The sequence below is a fragment of the Corynebacterium sp. MSK073 genome, assembly GCF_030232085.1.
Taxonomy (GTDB): domain Bacteria; phylum Actinomycetota; class Actinomycetes; order Mycobacteriales; family Mycobacteriaceae; genus Corynebacterium.
This window is the reverse complement of the sequence record NZ_JASPIY010000028.1, coordinates 1-4812: the sequence shown is the minus strand read 5'-3', so window position 1 is coordinate 4812 and position 4812 is coordinate 1. Positions and strand designations below refer to the sequence as shown.

Sequence of the window (4812 nt, the reverse complement as noted above, 5' to 3'; positions counted from 1 at the left end):
CTACCCCCGGTACCCGATATCCGCACCGGTCGGTACTCGATACCGCCCTACCGGTACTAAATAGCGTCGCGCGTCAAGTAAACCACCTTCACAAGTCAAGTAGCAAGACTGGCCCAAGGCTGACTCTAGATCGTTAGAATAGATAATTGAATGGGTTCAACACGGCACCGCATAGAAACAAAATCTATTGGAAGCGTTTCACCCATCGCGCCCCGCCCGCTAAAGTTGAATAACGCCGACGCATGCAAGCAGTTTCACTACATCGGGAAAATTATGATTCAGAGCCCAGACCAGTCTGTACCGGAGAGCTCTACTACCGCTTCACGCCCGAATCACAAGGGGAAAGGCCTGCCAAGGAGGCCGCAGCTGCTGCGATTTCCAGTGCACGCGGACGGTTCGCATAGCTCCCCGTCGTCGCCATCATCGACGCCTCAACGAGGCGTCGATTGCCCTCTCCTTGAAGCTCGGACTTCACTACGTCCCCGGCACTGGAATGCCGGATGACTAGGAGTTGTACCGACTCGACTGATAAAGGAACCGTCTCGTCGGAACAGTTCTTACTCAGCGCTTCCACGTAACAAGGGCAACGGCACCAAAGAGGACGGTGCCGAATGCCGCAACCATCCACGCGAGTATCATTAGTCCAAGGAACGCATCTGGGGCACCAACAGCTGCTCCCACGAATATTGCGATTGTTAACGCAAGCAAACCTAGAGCTGAGCGCTTGAACCAGCGTGGGGACTTTCTCTCCTTGCCGGGCTGAGAGGTTTCCGGGACCGGCTTTGTAACTGGTTCGGGCACCGGGAATGCTGCTGCAGGGGTCGACTGAGCTGGTTCCGCTGATGGTGCCGGCGCGTAGGGAGATTCTTGCTTCGGCGACGGTTCCGCGAACCAAGATAAGGATTCATCTTGGCCGTTCTGCTCACGCTGCTGTGTCGCATCTGCCCGGGGTGATGGTTGCTGCTCAGGCAACGGCTCTGGTTGAGCCTGGCGTGTCGGCTCCCATGGTGTATGAGACAGGCTCCAGCCTTGGGGCGGAGCCGAGGCGTCGGCGGCATCCCCAAGCTCAGGATCCGTGTTAGTGTCCGGCTCTACTGCTTCCGTAGTGGTAGACGGCTCGTCGTCCACAATGAATGGGTTAGCCGCCTGCAGATCTGAAACTGTTGCGGCTGCAGCAACATCCGTTTCTTCCTCTTCCTCGCGCAGTTGCTCCTGCGCCCATGCGGCAAAGTCTTCACGCTTCACTAATGGTTTGTTGTAACGCACCGCAAGGCTTGCTTTGCCGTCTTGGGCTGTGAGGTCATCAGTTACGAGGACATCACACCGTGTCTTGGTTACGGACTGCTTGTAGACCAGACCCAACCCCGCGCAAAATTCTTGGAGCACCGGCCCTTGTGGGTAAAGCTGATTGTCAATGATGGTAGAGCCACGGAACGCTACGCGGGTACCTGGGGACAGGACGTCCGCGGCCCGCGCGACATTGTTTTCTACCTCCGCAACTTGCGAACCGGTAGCAGCAGCCGTCGGAGCGGCCTCAGTTTCCTTCACTGGAGCACTGGCTGGTTCCTCTACTACTGCAGCTCCGGTGTCCGCTGCGGGGGCGGGCGCTTCGAGGAACGGACCGTGTTCATACCAGTACTCGAAATCGTCCTGCGAGATGATCGGCTTCCCAAACTCGCGAGCTGCCTGAGCTTTACGAGACATCGATGCTACATCGCGAGCGACGAGAACATCACACCGTGTCTTCGACATTCCCTTCTTGTACTCAAGGCGGCGGGTACGGCAGATGCGGTCAAGGCGCTCGTCATCGGCGGGGCCGCCGAGGAGCTCGTTACGCCCGGTAAAAGCGATACGAGTCCCCGGAACAAGGAGACTAGGGACATCCACAGGGGCATTATCGACCGCTGGCAGCTCCACGGTACGGGTATCGATGCGTGCGACGCGGGCCTGGATGTCGTCGTAAAGCTCCTGCGTCCACAAGCCCCGCGATACCGCCCATGCAGAAAGAAGTTCGGCGCACTCTTCCACCTCCGCGAATGAACGCGGCATCACGGTGCCACCGGACATCGCTGCCCATGCATTATCCGAATCCGTGGCCTGCAGCTGGTCCAAGATCATCGGCGCTTTCGGCGCCCAAGAAGGAATAAGTACTGCGCCTTCGGTTTCCCGTTCTGCGCGGGGAACTAGTTGTCCGCGTGACGGGGCAATCGTGCCATTCTCATAGGCAACCGCCATCGACTCACACCGGCTGACGACGTCATCACCTTCTGGTTCGAAGCTAAAGTCCCCCACCTCGTACCCGATGCCGAGAGCAACATCCATGCCTTTTTCTTGATGACGTACGGCACGCTCGAGCATGGCAAGACGGTCACCAACGACGATGCCATCTTGAGCCTGACGAAGGAGAAGTGGCCAGAAATCTCCTAACGTCGGTGCCATAGCGAGCCCGCCCACCGGAATCTTATAGCGCTGTCCAAATTCCCCGAGGTCAGCCATCGGATTAATCCACGACCCAAAGCTCGCAACCCGATTACCATTTTGATACACAATCGCATGAATTCGTGCGACGTGTTCACTCATGCCAAAATTCACGCCGTTGAATGACACGAGCACCACACGGTCGGTATTGACGCCGCTACTTACTTCTCGTCTGACACGACGGACAAGGGCGTTGTTGGCACGTATGTGACGAGGCTCCACCGGAGTAGAAAAGCGCAGATGTTCCAAATCAACTGCACGTGATAGTGCAACGTAGAACTGCCCATCGGTGGAAGTACCGCCGGCAAGATCAATGTAGAGCTTTGGGATTGTCTTGCCTTGGCTCTTATGGATGGTAATGGCCCAAGCCAAAATGACTGGGAACTGCCTAATCGTTCCAATTGTCTGGCTAACCAAGCGTGAGCCATCAATTCCCGGCCGGTTAATTTCCCACGTGTGTGGGGCCAGGGTGACCACTTCACCAGTCGCGTCAATCCTCACATCGATCTCGTGCCCAGTTGCCCGCACGATCTGACCAAAACTACCGTTGACGAATCGGCCCTTCGGATCATTAATCACCGTCATGACGCGTGCCCCCTCGGCATAGTGAAGTTCGTCCTCACCGCTGAAGGAATTGGCTGGAAGATCTCCCGTACCTTCCGCAACCGATACGAACTTTTCTGAAGGAAGGTTGGCTAGCTTTTGGCGGTTAATCCTTGCCACCGTCGACTTACGCGACGTCAACGTCACCCAGTCATCGGGCGCATCGAAATCGGGAGCAACCAACTGGTTCAGGGTTTCCAGTGATTCTTCGCCGACACGTCCCTCACGAACCTCGTTGAGAAGGTCAATAAACGTTGGGTCAGCCTGACGCCAGACCTGAGTTAGGTTTATTTCTTCCAAGTCCAGCCGAGCGTACACCTGAGCGGAAAAGAAGTAAGGGGTCTCCCACACCGAATTGAAAAGCTCGGCTTCATTCGGAGTGACAACCGGCGGCAACTGCAGCAAGTCACCGACGAGTACGAGCTGCACACCGCCAAAGGGCTTCCCATTCCCGCGGATACGGCAAAGAGCCTGATCCATCATGTCGAAGAGATCGGCACGAACCATCGAAATCTCGTCCACAACGAGAATGTCAGTCTTCTTAAGCACGTCCCATGTCATGGTGGATGGGTGCCACGAACCACCCTTTTCTAGATCGCTCAGGACCATCGATGGCCGAAACCCGAAAGCTCGGTGAATAGTGAAGCCTTCGATGTTCAGAGCAGCGACACCGGTGGGTGCGGTGACGAGTACTTTCTTGCTCCCCGTGTTCTCAAGGAATTCCCGCAACAGCGTGGACTTGCCGGTTCCGGCTTTACCTGAGATGAGAACGTTTCGTCCTGCGCTGATTAAATCGAGAGCTTGGCGAAATTCTTCAGTAAACGTGATTGCCACGATTCCTCCGAGAGAGTGAGCGGGTCCATGAGAGGTTTAACGGTCACTAACTTATCGGAGTCTTCGGACAAGAGGTAATTCGCACCAAACAGTTGTTCGCCTAGAGCACGATCCCACCTACCCCAAAAAATGCACTGTGCCACTCTGTGTCGTCGGTAGCATAGTCTCAGAACTGAATGTCTCTTCCCGCTCTCCTTGAAGCGCCCAAGATACAGGGCCCTTCCACCACTAGCGAGCTGGTCGAAGTTGTTCAGGATCTGGCCGAGACTGAAGTAGCTGAGGTTACCCTCGTTTAGTGGACACCCGATTAGTGCGGATCTTGTGTCCGTAAGAGAGGATGTTCATTGTGAGTCAACAACGCCAGAAATACACACCTGAGTATCGACGCGAAGCCGCGAACCTGGTAATCGAATCGCAGCGCCCAATTGCTCATGTAGCGAAAGAAATTGGTGTCGCACCTGGCCTTTTAGGCCGATGGGTAAAAAATGAGCGTCAACGCCTAAGGATCTTCCGATGGATTAAGCGAGGCTGATCTTCGTGCGGAGAATGCTCGTCTGCGTCGTGAGCTGGCAGAAGCCAAGATGGATAACGAGTTTTTGTCAAAAGCGACAGCCTTCTTCGCTTTAAGGCAACGCGAAGAGAAAAGTTCGAATTAATGCAGCAGGAGAAGGCTAACTACAGCATCAAGCGCATGGCACGCTTGTTGAAGGTATCTCGGTCTGGATACTACAAATGGACCCATATACAGCAGCAACGCTTAACCGGTAAGGATGATCGGACATCTTTTTACGATGATGTTGATCGCAAGATTCATCAGATCTGGAAAGACTCCGATGAGGTCTATGGTGCTCCGCGGATCACCGCAGAGCTAGGTGAGCGCTACCAGATCAGTGTGAA

3 protein-coding genes are annotated in these 4812 nt (G+C 55.2%); 2 read left to right on the top strand and 1 reads right to left on the bottom strand.

Features of this window, described 5'->3' with window-relative positions:
• Positions 1-561: 561 nt before the first annotated feature.
• Positions 562-3915, bottom strand: coding sequence for an AAA family ATPase (locus QP970_RS11465; RefSeq protein ID WP_284772339.1), 3354 nt, complete (start codon positions 3913-3915; stop codon positions 562-564).
• A gap of 337 nt (positions 3916-4252) precedes the next feature.
• Between QP970_RS11465 and QP970_RS11735 the strand changes: the two genes are divergently transcribed.
• Together QP970_RS11735 and QP970_RS11460 are read left to right on the top strand one after the other, a co-directional pair.
• On the top strand, positions 4253-4447 hold the full coding sequence (locus tag QP970_RS11735; protein ID WP_349819958.1) for a transposase: 195 nt from the start codon (positions 4253-4255) through the stop codon (positions 4445-4447).
• 123 nt (positions 4448-4570) lie between these two features.
• Positions 4571-4812: IS3 family transposase (locus QP970_RS11460; RefSeq protein ID WP_350309414.1), on the top strand; the 242-nt coding region annotated here is incomplete at its 3' end.

What these genes read in the sequence shown, in the direction of transcription:
- QP970_RS11735 (WP_349819958.1), top strand. Translation starts at nt 4,253, where the DNA reads ATGTTCATTGTGAGTCAACAACGCCAGAAATACACACCTGAGTATCGA.